Annotated in this window: 14 protein-coding genes; 6 read left to right on the forward strand and 8 right to left on the reverse strand. The window is 46.6% G+C overall.

The genetic code is table 11. The annotated features are described in order from the left end of the window. Nucleotides 1-55: 55 nt before the first annotated feature. The gene (locus H9626_RS07850; protein ID WP_178255769.1) at nt 56-1,897 is read right to left on the reverse strand and encodes an ABC transporter ATP-binding protein; all 1,842 of its coding nucleotides are present in this window, start codon (nt 1,895-1,897) and stop codon (nt 56-58) included. Nucleotides 1,898-2,013: 116 nt separating this feature from the next. On the opposite strand from H9626_RS07850, the gene H9626_RS07855 reads away from it, so the two are divergent. Together H9626_RS07855 and H9626_RS07860 are read left to right on the forward strand one after the other, a co-directional pair. Then, the gene (locus H9626_RS07855) at nt 2,014-2,928 is read left to right on the forward strand and encodes a lysophospholipid acyltransferase family protein (protein WP_191710134.1); all 915 of its coding nucleotides are present in this window, start codon (nt 2,014-2,016) and stop codon (nt 2,926-2,928) included. 13 nt (nt 2,929-2,941) lie between these two features. Then, nucleotides 2,942-3,856, forward strand: coding sequence for a glycosyltransferase family 2 protein (locus H9626_RS07860; protein ID WP_191710135.1), 915 nt, complete (start codon nt 2,942-2,944; stop codon nt 3,854-3,856). Between the two features lie 191 nt (nt 3,857-4,047). On the opposite strand, the gene H9626_RS07865 is transcribed toward H9626_RS07860, so the two are convergent. The 4 genes from H9626_RS07865 to H9626_RS07880 all read right to left on the reverse strand — a co-directional run bounded on the left by H9626_RS07865 (nt 4,048) and on the right by H9626_RS07880 (nt 6,792). Continuing rightward, nucleotides 4,048-4,956, reverse strand: a complete 909-nt coding sequence (locus tag H9626_RS07865; RefSeq protein ID WP_191710136.1) for a capsular polysaccharide synthesis protein — start codon at nt 4,954-4,956, stop codon at nt 4,048-4,050. Nucleotides 4,957-4,960: 4 nt separating this feature from the next. After that, complete coding sequence (locus tag H9626_RS07870; RefSeq protein WP_191710137.1) at nt 4,961-5,887, reverse strand: glycosyltransferase family 8 protein; 927 nt, start codon at nt 5,885-5,887, stop codon at nt 4,961-4,963. 103 nt (nt 5,888-5,990) lie between these two features. After that, the gene (locus H9626_RS07875; RefSeq protein ID WP_191710138.1) at nt 5,991-6,365 is read right to left on the reverse strand and encodes a winged helix-turn-helix transcriptional regulator; all 375 of its coding nucleotides are present in this window, start codon (nt 6,363-6,365) and stop codon (nt 5,991-5,993) included. Between the two features lie 199 nt (nt 6,366-6,564). Continuing rightward, nucleotides 6,565-6,792 carry a helix-turn-helix domain-containing protein gene (locus H9626_RS07880; RefSeq protein WP_191710139.1) on the reverse strand — a complete coding sequence of 76 codons (228 nt, stop codon included), beginning with the start codon at nt 6,790-6,792 and terminating at the stop codon, nt 6,565-6,567. Between the two features lie 264 nt (nt 6,793-7,056). On the opposite strand from H9626_RS07880, the gene H9626_RS07885 reads away from it, so the two are divergent. After that, nucleotides 7,057-8,067, forward strand: a complete 1,011-nt coding sequence (locus H9626_RS07885; protein ID WP_191710140.1) for a glycosyl transferase family 90 — start codon at nt 7,057-7,059, stop codon at nt 8,065-8,067. A gap of 98 nt (nt 8,068-8,165) precedes the next feature. Here the strand turns inward: H9626_RS07885 and pnp are convergent, their stop codons facing one another. Then, on the reverse strand, nt 8,166-10,343 hold the full coding sequence (gene pnp / locus H9626_RS07890; protein WP_191710141.1) for a polyribonucleotide nucleotidyltransferase: 2,178 nt from the start codon (nt 10,341-10,343) through the stop codon (nt 8,166-8,168). A 402-nt stretch (nt 10,344-10,745) separates the two neighbouring features. On the opposite strand from pnp, the gene H9626_RS07895 reads away from it, so the two are divergent. The 3 genes from H9626_RS07895 to H9626_RS07905 all read left to right on the forward strand — a co-directional run bounded on the left by H9626_RS07895 (nt 10,746) and on the right by H9626_RS07905 (nt 12,979). Beyond that, nucleotides 10,746-11,891: a redoxin domain-containing protein gene (locus tag H9626_RS07895; RefSeq protein ID WP_178257243.1), complete on the forward strand. Its 1,146-nt coding sequence runs from the start codon at nt 10,746-10,748 to the stop codon at nt 11,889-11,891. A 156-nt stretch (nt 11,892-12,047) separates the two neighbouring features. Next, complete coding sequence (gene greA / locus H9626_RS07900) at nt 12,048-12,512, forward strand: transcription elongation factor GreA (protein ID WP_178257244.1); 465 nt, start codon at nt 12,048-12,050, stop codon at nt 12,510-12,512. A gap of 56 nt (nt 12,513-12,568) precedes the next feature. Beyond that, nucleotides 12,569-12,979 (forward strand): HIT family protein, encoded by a 411-nt coding sequence (locus tag H9626_RS07905; RefSeq protein WP_178257245.1) that lies wholly within the window; start codon nt 12,569-12,571, stop codon nt 12,977-12,979. A gap of 109 nt (nt 12,980-13,088) precedes the next feature. On the opposite strand, the gene H9626_RS07910 is transcribed toward H9626_RS07905, so the two are convergent. Both H9626_RS07910 and H9626_RS07915 read right to left on the reverse strand, forming a co-directional pair. Next, complete coding sequence (locus tag H9626_RS07910; RefSeq protein WP_178257246.1) at nt 13,089-14,132, reverse strand: mannose-1-phosphate guanylyltransferase; 1,044 nt, start codon at nt 14,130-14,132, stop codon at nt 13,089-13,091. 139 nt (nt 14,133-14,271) lie between these two features. Then, nucleotides 14,272-15,231: a glycosyltransferase gene (locus H9626_RS07915; RefSeq protein WP_191710142.1), complete on the reverse strand. Its 960-nt coding sequence runs from the start codon at nt 15,229-15,231 to the stop codon at nt 14,272-14,274. Nucleotides 15,232-15,244 lie beyond the last annotated feature (13 nt).

Here is a 15,244-nt window from a genome sequence, read left to right on the forward strand (position 1 = left end):
TCTTCCGAATAGAATTTTTGAGCCTCGTGCGGAAGCAGAAAACTCCCTCCGGATGTCACAGCGCCTGCATATCGTTCAGACGCTTGTAATAACCGTTTTTGGCGAGCAATTCCTCGTGCTTGCCGTGTTCCACGATTCTTCCTTCGTAAAGCACATAAATCTGATTGGCGTTCTTGATGGTCGACAGGCGGTGGGCGATGGCTATCGTAGTACGGGTTTTCATCAGCCGCTCCAGTGCCTCCTGTACCAAGCGCTCGCTTTCCGTGTCAAGGGCAGAAGTCGCCTCGTCTAATATCAGGATTGCAGGATTCTTCAGGATGGCGCGGGCGATGGAAATACGCTGGCGTTGTCCGCCCGACAGACGGCATCCTCGGTCTCCGATGTTGGTGTCGTAACCTTCTTCGCTTTCCATGATGAAATCGTGCGCATTGGCTATCTTTGCCGCCTCGATGACCTGTTCTTTCGTAGCGTTGTCTACACCGAAAGTAATGTTGTTGTAGAACGAGTCGTTGAACAGGATAGCTTCCTGATTCACATAGCCTATCAGCGAACGTAAGTCCATAATAGACAAGTCTTTGATATTAACGCCGTCGATAAGAATTTCGCCGCCTTGAACATCGTGGAAGCGCGGAAGCAAATCAACCAATGTCGATTTTCCCGAACCGCTTTGTCCTACCAGCGCGATGGTTTCACCCTTGTTGATATGCAGGTTAATATCGTTCAAAACTTGGTGCTGCCCGTTGTAGCTGAACGTGATATGATTGAAATCGATGCCGCTTTTCAGTTCCGATATATGGCATGGATGCTGTTTCTCTACGATGTTGTTCGGCGCTTTCAATATCTTATCCACACGCTCCATAGACGCCAAGCCGCGCGGAATCATATAGCTTGCTTTCGAGAAATCTTTCAGCGGGTTGATGATGCTGTACAGGATAACCATGTAATAGATAAAGGTAGAAGCATCTATCGAAGAGTTATTGCCCAATATCAGCGAACCGCCGAACCACAATACGAAAACAATCAGCACCGTGCCCAGAAACTCACTCATCGGGTGAGCCATCGACTGGCGGGTAGATACGCGGCTCGTAGCGTCGCGGTATTCGTTGCTGCACTTGTTGAAGCGGTTAATCATCTTTTCTTCGGCGGTAAAGGCTTTGATTACGCGCATACCTCCGAGGGTTTCTTCAAGCTGCGACATGGTTTCGCTCCATTTTCCCTGAGCTTCAAGCGATTGACGCTTCAGCTTACGCCCGATCTTTCCCATCAGCCATCCCATTGTAGGCAGTACGAGGATGGTAAACAGCGTAAGCTGCCAACTGATGATAAGCAAGGTGGTGAAATAAGAAATAATCAGGATGGGGTTTTTCAGCAGCATGTCTAATGAGCTGGTTATCGAATTCTCTATCTCCGAAACGTCGCCGCTCATGCGGGCTATGATGTCGCCTTTCCGCTCCTCCGATAAGAAACCCAGCGGAAGATACATTACCTTTGAGTAAACCATCGTGCGGATATCCCTCACGATACCCGTACGGAGAGGAATCATTACTGCCGACGATCCGAAATAACAAGCCGTTTTCAGGAACGTCATCAGCGCAAGAAACAGTCCGAGGAACAGCAAGGTAGTGGCAGGACCAAACGAAGCAATCAGTTGGTTAACGTAATAATAAAAGTTATTGACCGCCGTTTCTTTCAGCGAATCAACCGTCCATTCCCACTCCATGTAAGTATAAACCTGCTCTTGCGCATTGGTCTTAAACAAGATGTTCAGGATAGGAATCAGCAGTGAAAAAGAAAATACATTGAATATGGCCGAAAGAAGATTCAGAACCACAGCCCAGCAAACATATTTTTTGTAAGGCGCGACAAAACGCCCCATGAGTTGGAAAAATTCTTTCATAACGGAGGATGTAACTTCTTGTATTCGGCAAAGATAGTGCAAAATCCGATAGGTAACGTTATGTTGTAACCCATATTTTTTGTAGTTTTGCCCAAAATTGTAACCGCTTGTTTGTAATGAACTTTGCATACCGTATACTGTTTGCATTTCTTTATTTGTTGTCTTTGCTTCCGCTGAGGCTACTTTACGTTGTGTCCGATATCTTGTTTTTCCCCCTGTTCCATTGGATTAAGTACCGCCGCAAGGTGGTAGAGAAAAACCTTACGGAGTGTTTCCCCGAAAAAAGCCCGTCGGAGATACTGAAGATAGAGAAAGATTTTTACCATTTCCTTTGCGATTACGTGGTAGAAGTAATCAAGCTCTTTTCCATATCCCATGAGGAGATGCGCCGGCGCATGGAGTTTGTGGGGCTCGACGAGGTGCGCGCCAACATGGAGCGCGAAGGAAAAAAGTTCTGCCTGCTTTATCTGGGGCATTACTGCAACTGGGAGTACGTGGCTTCGCTGAGCGGCTGGGTATCTGAAATGCACGGCGGACAGATTTACCACCTTATCTATAACCGCGCGTTCAACGAGCTTTTCCTGCACTTGCGCGGACGGTTCGGCGGCGAATCCATCCTGATGAAAGACACGTTGCGCCGCATCATCGAACTGAAACAGCAACCTAAAAAAGTGATGATAGGATTCATCTCCGACCAAGCGCCCAAGATAGAGAACATGAACCATTGGACTACTTTTTTAAACCACGATACATCTTTTTTCATAGGAACCGAACGGATAGGTAAACAAATTGATGCCGCTATTTATTATGTAAGAGTAGAGCGCATCAAGCGCGGATATTATCGGGGGACGTTCGAACTGATGTCGCTTCATCCGAAAGAATATCCCGACTATGAACTGACGGACATGTATGCCCGCCGCTTGGAAGAACAAATCCGCCGCGAACCGGCTTACTGGCTGTGGACGCACAAGCGATGGAAACGTACGAAAGAGCAGTGGCTGGCGTGGAAGGAGAATAAACATAATCCCTAATAAACGATATTTTATGATAATCAATTGCGTGGTTGTAACCTATAATAGGTTAGCCTTATTAAAAGAATGTTTGGATGCGTTAGATAAGCAAACTTATCCCATTCATAAAATAGTTATTGTTGATAACTGTTCAACAGACGGAACAGGTGCTTTTTTAGAAAGTTTGGCTAATCAGTCACGCTATATGATTATCCGTACCACAGAAAATATCGGTGGTTCCGGAGGATTTTCTTTAGGATTGAAAACTGCAGTTTTAGACGGTTGCGATTATGCTTGGTTAATGGACGATGATACGATTCCACAACCCACTGCATTAGAAGAGCTGGTAAAGGCTGTTTCATTGGATAAAACGCCGGGATTTATTTGTAGTAGGGTTAATTGGACAGACGGTACGCCTCATGTTATGAATAAAGCATCGGTTATTCATGAAAATGGGAATCCGGTGAAAGTGACTAAAGGAAATGTATCGGCTTTTCGCTGTAATTTGTGTTCGTTTGTATCGGTTCTTATAAATTCGGAAGCTGTCTACCAATTAGGTTTACCCGTTAAGGAATTTTTTATTTGGTGTGATGATATAGAATACACTTTGCGCATCGCAAGAGCCGGATATCCATGTTTTTATGTTGAAACAAGCGTTGTTTATCACAAAACGGTTTCTAATTATGCTCCATCTATTGATAAAGCTCCGGCAACGATGGCATGGAGGTTTTATTATCAGGCGCGCAACCGTTGTTACATGAAGCGTCAACAAATCAAAGTGAAGTTATTCTTTGTTTTATCTGTACTTAATATGTATCGGGTTTATAAACATCGGATAGGAAAACGTAAGGATAATCATTCTGAAGAGTTTTTGAAGGCAGTAAAAAAAGGATGTATTGACGGATTACATTTTGCCCCTTCCATTGAGTATTTAAATAAGCCTAAATAAATTGTGGTTAATAAACGGAAAGGTCATGGCAGCGATTTTTATCAAATGCTGCGGTTACCGAACAGTAGGGGCGTATCGCATACGCCCTGAATGTGTAAAGTTATCCACGTGGGTGTTTTCGGGCGTATGCGATACGCCCCTACATTGGCGAATGTCGGACATTCGTTAATCGTGCTTTCCGACAATCGGAGTCAAACAGCCTGCTCTTTGGGGAAATAATTCTCCATGATGTGTCCGTAGAATGTCTTTTTACCTTCGGGCGTTGTCTTATGAAGTTGGATTTTATACGTCAGTTTGTGGAAATCGTAGTCGGTGCAGAAACGTTTCCATTCGGCTTCGGTGTACTCGTCATTCAGACACTTGCCCAATGGTCCCATTACCGTGATGGGGACTTCCTCTATCATCCGATGGATGGCGGGGATGTACTTGCGGGCGATGGCAAATGTGTAGTCTAACAGCAGGTAATCAATCAGTTTATCGAACCGTTTCCAGTAGCTGATGTGTAGGTCGGCAATGAAAGACGGCAGCAGGTTGTTCTTTCCGCACGCCCAAAAGAAACTCGTCCATCCGCCTCGTGACACGTTGTGGTAGATGGGTAGATGATGGCAACTCCAGAACGTATCGGACGCATGGATAAACTCATCGATGTTTTTTGCAGGGAGCAGCACGGTGCTGTCCATCCAAATGCCTCCGTGCCGGTGGAGCAACACGGCGCGAAGTATATCCGAAAAATGGGTCAAATCAATGATGCCTTTCTGTTGCTTCTCCACGATTTCGGAAGGCAACGTTACATATTCCTTATAATTTTCGCCCGTTATCAGAATTACCGGATGCGTGCCGGCGTGCATCTTTATCGAGTTGAAGCACGCTTTGGCAATGTCGGGCATGGCATCCGCTCCCTGCCACCAGCATACCCATATCGGCGCGTCGGCTCCGAGAGGACGGCAGTCGTCGTTCGTGCGTCGGGCATAGCGGGCAATCAGTTCCTTGCCTCCGGCTTTGGTTAAAAGGTAATTGATGATATAACGTTGTTTGAAAGAGGCGAAAAATCCCTCGATGCGTTTAAAAAAACGTTTCGTTTTACTCTGTTTCTTTATCATGGCATTATAAATCTGTCATCCGTATGTATTTGGGTTTTCTCAGATGGATGTAGAACGGCAGCAGGCGGAAGAAACGCTTGATGCGGTTCAGCGGATTATTTAACGCGCGCTGTCCTTTCCACGGAGTGAGGTCGAGGTAACGGAAATACTCGTTGCGCAGCGGATGCTGGCTGTCGTAATCCCACGGCTTTCGGTTGGTGTAATGCAGGATAACGGGATGCTTCAGGCACGCTCCGTATTTCGCGCGCCACGCCTCTGCATCCTGCGGTTTCGGTATCCGGTAAAAAGCGTCCTGTACGTTCCAGCGCAGGTCAACGAATACCTTATGTTTATACAATATGCTGTTTAACAAATCTTGGTCGTTATAGACAATTCTTTCGGGGTATTGGTGGAAGTATTCGATGCAAGCCCGTGCCACATCGTGTTTACGCCAGTACTCCAAGTTAATCAGCAGCACGCCCGCGTTAAAGTAACCCTCTTCCATCGGATATTTCAGAACTTCGTAACGAGGTGCGTCGGTGCTTCCGATGTCCTCTACCGCCGCTACGCCGATACCGTCTAACGGCGTGTTCCAGAACGGGCGTATGTCTCCTAATACCACGATGTCGCAATCCAGATACAGCAGGCGGTCAATGTCGCGCGGCAGCAATTCCGACAAGATACAGCGGTAATACGTAGCCATCGAGATGCGCTTGCTGAACTTGCGGATGGTGAATCCTGCCAGCATTTCGGGCATCGGCTCGTAAAAAAATACCCGGTTGCCGTAGCGTGCAGCAAGGTCGGTCAGTGTCTGCTGTTCCGCAGCCGAAAGTCCGCGCTCAAGAATGTGTACCGAAAAAGTCTCTTCCCGATTGTTCTCAAATAAAGATACCAGCGTTACGGCGCAATGGCACACGTAATTGCTGTCTATGTTACAAGCAATATGTATCATGCCTTTAATAATTCAGGTTTTTGCAAACATAAGAAAAATCTGTGATATAATAGCATGAAACGTCCGGATTTGAACGGACGGGACGCGGACAGGGGAGAGCGCGTCATTTCTTGCGGGCTTTCTTCCGGTCTTTCATGATAGCGTCTTTGTTTTCTATCGCCCATCCTATCAGTGCGTTGATATGGGGCAGCAGCGAGTAAGTGCGCGGGGTCAATGCGTATTCCACTCGCGGAGGAACTTCGGGATATACGGTGCGTGTTACGTAACCGTCGTCTTCCAACGTGCGCAGGGTAAGCGTCAGCATTTTTTGCGATATGTCGGGGATTTCGCGCTGCAATTCCTTAAACCTTACCGGAACTGTGTCTGCCTTGTTGAGCGTATAGATAACCAAAAGCGACCATTTGTCGCACAGACGTGCTAAGATATTCCGTATCGGGCAGTCGGGATATAAGGCATCTTCTATCATTGTTCTATCCATAATGCATTGTGTTTCATATTACTCTACAAAGGTAAGTAAACTTCTTTTAATCGGCAAGGTAAACAATTGATTGTGCAGGCTTTCGGCAACGCAATGACGGAAAATTGCCCACGGGCAAGGCTTCGGAAACGGAACTGTTTACCGGCGGTCACGGAGGTACTCCGAAGCCCGAGAAGTCTTTCGGTTAGAAAAATTTTTTCTATTCGAAGCGTGGGGCAGTTCTACCGCATGTGTCACCCATCTCATGCGGTAGCGTAAAAGGGTATGACAAATGGTTGATAATCAGATGTCCTTTTTCCTGTCGATACTCTCTGGGGGAGACACCCGGTTCGCGCCGTACATACTTCCCGAAGAAAGAAAGATTGTCGAACCCGGCTTCGTTTGCCACCTCCTTCACACTCTTGTTGCGACCAATATGTGGAAGCATACACCGACTATGCCGTCAAAAAGCGTGAATATCTGCAAGTTACAGGGCGGTAAAACGCTTCGGGTAGAAATTTTATTTTATGCGGATGAATCTCTCTGTTCTATTCGGAAGACTCATTGGTCTGTCGAATAGAAATTTTCATGACTGACAGAAGGGCCTGTTTGAGTTGCCGGATCGGTAAATTCAAACAGGCTTTGATTTTTTTATAGGTATAATAGAAAAATAGTATCTTTGTCCTCAATGATTTACTAATATACACTCATAATGGCGGATAATATTCTTTATAAGTTCCGAAGCGGAAAGCCCATAAAGTTTCTCGACTTCCTGAAAAACTTCATCGGGCTGGCTGTGCCCGACGCATGGTATCGGCATCAGTTAAGCAAGAAATTGGAAAAAGTGCGTCGGCGCGCGGATTACGACTACCTGAAACAGCGTGTAGATTACTACATACGAATCAACACGCCGTGGAAGATTTCAGGGCAAGACAAGCTGGAGCGTTCGCGGAGCTGGATTCACTATACGGGAGCCATCGGCGATTACCGGCGGAAGATGTTTCATACGGCGTATTACTTCGACCAGCACGACGTGACCCGTTATTTCCCGAAACGGCTGCGCTGGAACTTCTGTCCCGGCGACGTGTATTTCACCCCCGACGTACCTACGGTGGTCAAAAGCAGGCTGCTGGTGGCTGATAACCAAAATTCGGTGGTTCTGAAGTTAGACAAGCTGCGCCATTTCATGTATGTGCATGACGCGAAGCCCTTCCGTGAGAAAAAAGATTGCGCCATCTTCCGGGGCAAGATTCGTCAGAGCCGCTTGCGCACGGCTTTCCTTACCCGGTTTTTCGGCAATCCGATGTGCGACTGCGGGGTAGTGGGACGGAACGAAGGCTGTCCGGATGAATGGATGACGGCAAAGAAGACCATCCGCGAACATCTGGACTATAAGTTTATTATCGCATTAGAGGGAAACGATGTGGCTTCGAATCTGAAGTGGGTCATGTCATCGAACTCACTGGCAGTCATGACGCGCCCCACGTGTGAGACTTGGTTTATGGAGGGGACGCTGATACCCGATTATCACTATGTGGAGGTGAAAGAAGACTTTTCGGACTTTGAGGAGAAGCTCCGCTTCTACATCGACCATCCCGAAAAGGCAGAAGAAATTATCCGTCATGCTCACGAATACGTGTCGCAGTTCCGCGACGATGAGCGCGAAGAATTGCTGCAACTGATGGTTATGGAACGTTACTTCCGCACCAGCGGACAGTTGTAGTTGGAATAAAAAGAAACGCAGGTTCATTCATCCTTTTTTGAAGGTCTTGAGTGAACCTGCGTTTGTTATGTTTACGCACTAAGCTGCGTCGTCCGCGATTACTGCTTATGCTGTTTCGGCTGACGGTGTTCGCGCTTAGGCTGAGCTTCGTTCATGTTTTCAGGTTTCGGAAGCAACACCTTGTGCGACAGTTTGAACTTGCCCGTCTTCGGGTCGATGTCCAACAGTTTCACTTCTATTTCGTCGCCTTCCTTCAGTCCTGATTCTTCAATGGTTTCCAAACGGCGCCAGTCGATTTCAGAGATGTGAAGCAAACCGTCCTTGCCCGGCAAGAATTCTACGAATACGCCGTAAGGCATTACCGAACGAACTTTTCCCATGTAAACCTCACCGATTTCGGGTACGGCGACAATCGACTTAATCATACGCATTGCGTCATCAATGCTCTTCTTGTTCGTTCCGGCCACTTCGATGCGTCCTACTCCGTCTACTTCTTCAATCGTGATGGTAGCTCCCGTTTCTTCCTGCATACCCTGAATAATCTTTCCGCCCGGGCCGATTACTGCTCCGATGAATTCTTTCGGGATAGTCATCGTTTCGATGCGCGGAGCGTGCGGTTTCAGTTCGGCACGCGGTTCGGCGATACATTCGGTCAGTTTGCCGAGGATATATTCACGTCCTTGCTTAGCCTGAAGCAAAGCCTTTTCCAGAATATCGTATGTCAGTCCGTCGCACTTGATATCCATCTGTGTGGCAGTGATACCATTGCGCGTACCGGTAACTTTAAAGTCCATATCACCCAAATGGTCTTCGTCGCCGAGGATATCCGACAGAACAGCATATTTATCTTCACCGGCATTCTTGATCAATCCCATTGCAATACCAGATACCGGGTTTTTGATAGGTACACCTGCATCCATCAGAGCCAGCGTTCCTGCACATACGGTAGCCATAGATGACGAACCGTTTGATTCAAGAATATCCGAAACTACACGTACGCAGTACGGATAGTCGGCAGGAATTTGTCCTTTCAAAGCGCGCCATGCCAAGTGACCGTGTCCGATTTCGCGACGGCCTACGCCACGCTGTGCTTTTGCTTCGCCGGTAGAGAACGGCGGGAAGTTATAGTGAAGCAAGAAACGTTCTTTGTGCTGGTCGAGTACGTCGTCTACTGTTTTTTCATCCAGTTTCGTACCCAGTGTAACGGTACTCAGTGACTGTGTTTCGCCACGGGTAAAGATAGATGAACCGTGAGGACCGGGCAGCGGGCTTACTTCGCACCAGATAGGACGGATTTCGGTAGTGGTACGTCCGTCCAGACGCTTGCCTTCGTCGAGGATGCAGCGGCGCATTGCTTCTTTTTCCACATCGTGGTAATAACGGTCAATCATCGCTGCTTTTTCTTCCAGTTCTTCTTCTGTGAATTGTGCTTTGAACTCTTCGCAGATAGCGTCGAAAGCATCTTGGCGTTCGTGCTTATTCTTGTTGCCCGAAGCAGCTACGGCGTAAGCCTTGTCGTAACAAGCATCGTGAACCGCCTTGCGCAAGTCTTCGTCGTTTTCCTCGTGGCAATATTCGCGTTTAACTGTCGAGCCTACTTCCTCCATCAGTTCCATCTGCGCTTTACAGTGAACCTTGATAGCTTCGTGGGCACATTTCATGGCTTCCAGCAAGTCTTGTTCCGAAACTTCTTCCATTTCGCCTTCCACCATCATTATATTTTCATACGTAGCAGCCACCATCAAGTCCATGTCGGCTTGTTTCAGTTGTTCGAAGGTAGGATTGATAACAAACTTTCCGTCGATACGCGCTACACGTACTTCTGAAATCGGGCCTCCGAACGGAATGTCGGAAACAGCCAATGCTGCCGAGGCAGCCAAACCTGCCAGCGCATCGGGCATGTCTACGCCGTCTGCCGAGAACAGGATGATATTTACGTAAACTTCTGCATGGAAATTGTCCGGGAAAAGCGGGCGTAACGCACGGTCAACCAAGCGGCAAGTCAGGATTTCATAATCCGAAGCCTTTCCTTCGCGTTTGGTGAAACCACCCGGAAAACGTCCGAACGCTGAATATTTTTCTTTATATTCTACCTGAAGAGGCATGAAATCTGTACCGGGAACTGCATCTTTTGCTGCACAAACAGTAGCCAGCAACATGGTGTTACCCATGCGTAGCATAACAGCCCCATCTGCCTGTTTTGCCAGCTTTCCCGTTTCGAGCGTGATGGTTCTTCCATCACCAAGCTCGATCGTCTTAACAATAGGATTGATCATAAAATTGTGTTTAAAAATTTTTTGTCTAAAAGTACGCGCAAAGATAGGAATTTATTTTGGAGTATCAGGAGGTTACGATATAAAAGTTTCATTTTAAAGTCTTTTTCAGCCGCTTATAGGTGTTTCAGGAGCAAGGAGGAGCCTGATTTTCGGGTTCTGAACAGGGCGAAAAAAACATGCGGATGCGTTGCCCAACGCAAGCGGATGTTTGTGCTTGTCCATGCGGATGCGTTGACCAACTCTTCGGCTTGCGTTTTTGACCCCCTTCCCACGGTTGAAACCTCGTGGCAGTTAACGTATTTTGTCGGGCAAAAACTTTGTGAAATCATGAAAAGCCGTATCTTTGCAAATCGTAATAAACATTTTGTAACAAAACGTTGCATCTTAATGAATTGTATATAAATGAAGCGAAATTTTTATATCGTAATGGCGGTATTGGCAGCCGTATTGACGGCTTGTCATAAAGAGCCGGCTTTCAAGGTAGAAGGCGAAGTGACCGGCGCAACCGATAAAATGTTATATTTGGAGCAGAGCGGCTTGAGCGGAATTATCCTGCTCGATTCTGTAGAGCTGGGCAGCAGCGGTTCTTTCTGTTTCGAGTCTCCACGCCCTGCATCGCCGGAGTTTTACCGTCTGCGTGTAGAAAATAAAGTAATCAATTTCTCGGTCGATTCTACGGAAACCGTAACCGTCCATGCCGAATATCCTGCATTTGCCCTGCAATACCGGATTGAGGGTTCGGAAACGAACGAAAAGATTAAAGAACTTACCTTGCTTCAGGCAGAGCTGCAAGACAAGGTAACCCGCTTGGGACGCTCCGGAATCCCGGCTGGTATTGCACAAGACAGCCTGCTGAAGTTAGTCAACGCTTATAAAGACCAAGTAAAGCGCGAGTATATCTTTAAAGGTCCTAACAAGCCTTATGCTTATTTCGCCCTGTTCCAGCAGCTGAACGGCTACATGATTTTCGACCCGCTGACGAGCAAGGAAGACGTGAAATGTTTTGCAGCCGTGGCTACCAGTCTGAACAACCTTTACCCTCACGCCGACCGTTCGCGCAACCTATATAATATGGTAATCAAGGGAATGAAAAACACCCGTGCACCGAAAGTTACGCAGGTGTCGGTTCCCGAAAACATCGTACAGGAGACATCGATTATAGATATCGCACTGAAAGACGTAAAAGGAAACACGCGCCGTCTTACCGACCTGAAAGGGAAAGTCATCCTGATAGACTTTACGGCTTATGCTACTCCGGCATCGGGAGCACGTAACCTCGCCTTGCGCGAACTGTATGATAAGTACGCTTCACGCGGCTTGGAAATCTATCAAATCTCGCTCGATACAGATGAACATTTCTGGAAAACGGCAGCCGATAACCTTCCGTGGATTTGCGTGCGCGACCCTCAAGGTCCTTATTCCAGCTTCGTTTCGCTTTACGGAGTAACCCAGCTTCCGGCGGCATTTATCGTAAACCGTAACAATGAGTTAAGTTTGCGCGTCGACGAGAAAACCAATTTGGAAGATGCGATTCAAAAATATCTTTAACATGTTGAAAAGCATATACGCAAATACTTGATTAGTATCATAAAAAGGCTTATCTTTGTGCGAAGATAAAGAAAGGAAGGGTTCCGACATATCGAACATGTCGGAATTCTTTTTTGTTTTATAATATAGTAATAACGAATATTTAGGAGGAAAATTATGGCTTATATGTCAGAAGAAGGCTACCAGAAACTGGTTGCCGAATTGAAACATTTGGAATCTGTAGAACGTCCGAAAATTGTGGCTGCCATTGCGGAAGCACGTGATAAGGGCGATTTGTCAGAAAATGCAGAATACGATGCGGCAAAAGAAGCACAAGGCTTGCTGGAAATGAAAATCAATCAGCTGAAAGCTACCATTGGCGACGCCAAGATTATTGATACGTCAAAACTCAATGCCGACACCGTTCAGATTCTTACTCGCGTGGAACTGAAAAACGTAAAGACAGGCATGAAAATGGCTTATACTATCGTGTCTGAAAGTGAAGCCAACCTGAAAGAGGGAAAGATTTCTGTTACTACTCCGATTGCACAGGGCTTGTTGGGTAAAAAAGTAGGCGATATTGCAGAAATCACTATCCCGCAGGGTAAAATCAGCCTCGAAGTTACAGGTATATCTTTTTAAAAACATAGCAAGGCAGGTCTGCTTCGTGCAGGCTTGCCTTTTTAATATTTATCACTATGGCAACAATATTCAGTAAAATCATTGCAGGAGAAATTCCTAGCTACAAGGTGGCAGAAAACGAGTCGTTCTATGCTTTCCTCGATATTAACCCGTTGGTGAAAGGGCATACGCTGGTAGTGCCGAAACGTGAGGTAGATTACCTTTTCGATTTGAACGACGACGAAGTGGCAGCAATCCATGTATTTGCCAAATCTGTGGCAAAAGCAATCCGGAAAGTTATCCCTTGTAAAAAGGTAGGCGAAGCAGTTATCGGTTTGGAAGTGCCCCATGCACATATTCACCTGATTCCGATACAGAAAGAATCGGATATGTTGTTCTCTAATCCGAAACTGAAATTGAGCGATGAGGAGTTTACCCAAATAGCAGACGCTATCCGTAACGCATGGGAAGCAGACAATACCCTGTAATGTAAGACCAATTTTCCTATTTGAAATAAATAATTCACCCCGAAAGGCGCATATAACGGATTTGTCCGCTGCCTTTCGGGGTGAATCTTTTTTATGTCGGGAAGAATGTTTATGAATATTTTTCTCCGAATTTCATTTCTACATCATTAACAAATTTGCGGATGGCGTTTTGGTCGTCTTTCTTACAAATCAGCAAGGCATTCCCCCGTTCAACTACCAGATACCCTTCTAAATCCTGAATCACGGCAAGTTTGTCTTCCGGCATCAGGATGATGTTTTCTTTGCAGTTATATAACAGCGTATTGCTGTTGACGATGACATTTCGGTTTTCATCTTTCGGCGAAGCGTCGTACAGCGAACCCCATGTACCGATGTCTGCCCATCCGAAGTCGCAAAGCTGTACGTAAACATTGTTTGCCTTTTCCATGATGCTGTAATCAATGGAACTGTTCGGGCAGGCACTGAAATCAGGAGTGTCACATTCCACGCGCGGACAAACTTCTGCCATCATTTCATGGAATGCTTGCAGTATCGTATTGACGTGCCAGATGAATATGCCCGAATTCCAATAAAATTCGTTGCTCTGTACAAATACTTCGGCAAATTCGCGTGCCGGCTTCTCGATGAATGTCTTTACCTTATAAAAATTATCTTTTTCTTTTTCGTCTATCTGGATATATCCATATCCCGTTTCAGGATAACTTGGCTTGATGCCTAAAGTCAGCAGTTTACCGGAGTGTGATGCAAATTCCATTCCTTTCAGGATGGCTTGCTTAAATTCGTCCGTCTTCAGAATCAGATGGTCCGAAGGTGCTACTACAATGGTAGCGTCCGGATTAACTTTTTGGATAACGTGCGACGCATAAGCGATGGCGGGAGCCGTGTTCCGGCGTTCTTCTTCAACAATCAGCCTGCTTTCATCTACTTCGGGGAGCAGATTCTTTACCAACTCTTTGTAATCTCGGTGAGTAGTGATATAAATGTTTTCGGGAGGAATGATTTGTTTATACCGGTCGTAAGTTTGTTGCAGTAACGTGCGTCCTGTTCCGAAAAAGTCAAGAAACTGCTTGGGCAATGCTTTCCGACTGTAAGGCCAGAACCGACGCCCTATTCCGCCAGCCATAATGACACAATAATAGTTAATATTGCTCATGGTGAAATCAAGGTTTTCGTTAATCTTTTGCTAAGATAGGGCTTATTTCAGAAAAAGCCATCAGAAGCATTTTAAAAAATGGAAAAATACCCAAAAGTAATGATTGATTAAGCAGTTTTGACTATTTCGGAGAGCAATGTTAAAGATAGAAATACGTATTTCCGTATGCGCGTATCGCCGGATAGAAGAAAGCGCGGACATAGCTGGCTATTCCTTTCTGGCGCGGATAGAAGTAGATATGTTGTTTGTACTTCATACACAGGCGGCAGAGGCGCAGGAAGCTCAGCACATCCCGTTTCAGCATCAGGTGGCTCAGCGCATGGGGAAGGGCGAATTTCGGGTCGGAGGTGCGGCGTTCGATGTATCCGTAGAAAAACTTCCATGTAGGCAGGAGCTGCTGTTCGCGGTATTTGCGTATGCCGTAAACGTAGGGTTGCCATGTGGGTTTCGGCGGAATGTGGGAGGCATACCGTTCCTTGAGGCGGGTCATGGCGGAAGCATTGTGAGGGCGATGCCAGTTTAAGGGACGGTCTACGCATACGATTCCCCTGCCTAAATGGGCGTTTACCGAGAGCCACCAGTCGTAAACGATGTGTCCGTCCCATTGGGCGAATACATCCTGTAAGAAATCCCTGCGTATCAACATGCTGTGTCCGGGCGTACTGTCGTAAAAGAGGAGGTAGGAAAGCTCGTAGCAGGGAGTGACCGTCTGCATCGAACCGTCTGTCCGGTAAGTGCTTCCCGTATGGTAGGCAGATATGCAGATGTCGTGTCTGCCGATGGTTTCCGCTTGCTTCTGTATCTTTTCGGGATACCAGATGTCATCTTGGTCGGCAATGGCAACAAAGTCTCCCGTGGCTTTCGATAGCGCGTCTTGGAAGTTGCGGTTAAATCCCAAGTTCTGCGTGTTCCGGTGAAAGCGGATGTACGGATAACGTTGGGCATATTCCGTCACGATTTCGGCTGTGTGGTCGGTAGAGCAGTCATCTTGAATAATCAGTTCGTGTATGGGGTGGGTTTGTGTTACGATAGAGTCTAATTGCTCGCGTAAGAAAACCTCTCCATTATACGTACACATTACGACAGAAACGGTCTTCATAATCTATATGTCT

The organism is Phocaeicola faecium, from assembly GCF_014837055.1.
Lineage (GTDB): Bacteria > Bacteroidota > Bacteroidia > Bacteroidales > Bacteroidaceae > Phocaeicola > Phocaeicola gallinarum.

Coding starts and splice junctions, on each gene's coding strand:
- H9626_RS07855 (WP_191710134.1), top strand. CDS start 2,014: ATGAACTTTGCATACCGTATACTGTTTGCATTTCTTTATTTGTTGTCT.
- H9626_RS07865 (WP_191710136.1), bottom strand. CDS start 4,956: ATGATAAAGAAACAGAGTAAAACGAAACGTTTTTTTAAACGCATCGAG.
- H9626_RS07910 (WP_178257246.1), bottom strand. CDS start 14,132: ATGAGCAATATTAACTATTATTGTGTCATTATGGCTGGCGGAATAGGG.
- H9626_RS07915 (WP_191710142.1), bottom strand. CDS start 15,231: ATGAAGACCGTTTCTGTCGTAATGTGTACGTATAATGGAGAGGTTTTC.
- H9626_RS07860 (WP_191710135.1), top strand. CDS start 2,942: ATGATAATCAATTGCGTGGTTGTAACCTATAATAGGTTAGCCTTATTA.
- H9626_RS07875 (WP_191710138.1), bottom strand. CDS start 6,365: ATGGATAGAACAATGATAGAAGATGCCTTATATCCCGACTGCCCGATA.
- H9626_RS07880 (WP_191710139.1), bottom strand. CDS start 6,792: ATGCTTCCACATATTGGTCGCAACAAGAGTGTGAAGGAGGTGGCAAAC.
- H9626_RS07870 (WP_191710137.1), bottom strand. CDS start 5,887: ATGATACATATTGCTTGTAACATAGACAGCAATTACGTGTGCCATTGC.
- greA (WP_178257244.1), top strand. CDS start 12,048: ATGGCTTATATGTCAGAAGAAGGCTACCAGAAACTGGTTGCCGAATTG.
- H9626_RS07905 (WP_178257245.1), top strand. CDS start 12,569: ATGGCAACAATATTCAGTAAAATCATTGCAGGAGAAATTCCTAGCTAC.
- H9626_RS07895 (WP_178257243.1), top strand. CDS start 10,746: ATGAAGCGAAATTTTTATATCGTAATGGCGGTATTGGCAGCCGTATTG.
- H9626_RS07885 (WP_191710140.1), top strand. CDS start 7,057: ATGGCGGATAATATTCTTTATAAGTTCCGAAGCGGAAAGCCCATAAAG.
- H9626_RS07850 (WP_178255769.1), bottom strand. CDS start 1,897: ATGAAAGAATTTTTCCAACTCATGGGGCGTTTTGTCGCGCCTTACAAA.
- pnp (WP_191710141.1), bottom strand. CDS start 10,343: ATGATCAATCCTATTGTTAAGACGATCGAGCTTGGTGATGGAAGAACC.